1 protein-coding gene is annotated in these 611 nt (G+C 71.4%); it reads right to left on the bottom strand.

The genetic code is table 11. The annotated features are described in order from the left end of the window. A partial coding sequence (locus ABD466_RS44310) for an arsenate reductase/protein-tyrosine-phosphatase family protein (RefSeq protein ID WP_344663334.1) occupies positions 1-571 on the bottom strand: 571 nt, incomplete at its 3' end. Positions 572-611: the final 40 nt, after the last annotated feature.

The following is a 611-nucleotide window of genomic DNA, read 5'->3' as shown; positions in this document are numbered from 1 at the left end:
TGTCCTGGCCTTCGGGGTCTGGGACGGTCCAGTCCAGGTAGCGCTTGCCCGGCAGCACCGGGCAGGCGTCCCCGCACCCGACGGTGACGACGATGTCGGCGGCCTGCACGAACTCGTCGGTCAGCGGTTTCGGGTATTCGGCCGACAGATCCGCGCCGACCTCTGCCATGGCTTCGAGGACTTCCAGTTCCAGCTGCGCAGCGGGACGGGAGCCGGCGGAACGGACGTTCACCCGGCCCGGGGCGCGCCTTGCCAGCAGCGCCGCGGCCATTTGGGAGCGGGCGGCGTTGCGGTCGCACACGAACAACACCTGCGGGACCGGGCGTACCGGTGGGTTGTGCACGTAGGCCAGGGCCACCAGCCGGTCGTCTGCGAAGCGCTCGGTGAGCGCCGGCAGGAAGGCGGCGAGCCGTGCGCTTTGAGCGAGGGCCTGGTAGGACTCGAAGACGTAGCGCTCGACGGTGGCGTGGGTGAAGGTGCCGGTGAACCGGGCGGCCAGGCGCGCGGCGATCTCGGAGAGTTCCCGTTCGACGCGCGCCATGTCGTCCTCGGGCTCCGGCAGGCGGTTCATCGCGATGCCGCCGGAGCCTGTTCGGCCGCCAGCAGGTCCG

This window comes from Catenulispora subtropica (genome assembly GCF_039531675.1).
GTDB classification, from domain to species: Bacteria; Actinomycetota; Actinomycetes; order Streptomycetales; family Catenulisporaceae; genus Catenulispora; species Catenulispora subtropica.
This window is presented reverse-complemented; position numbering and strand designations above follow the sequence as displayed.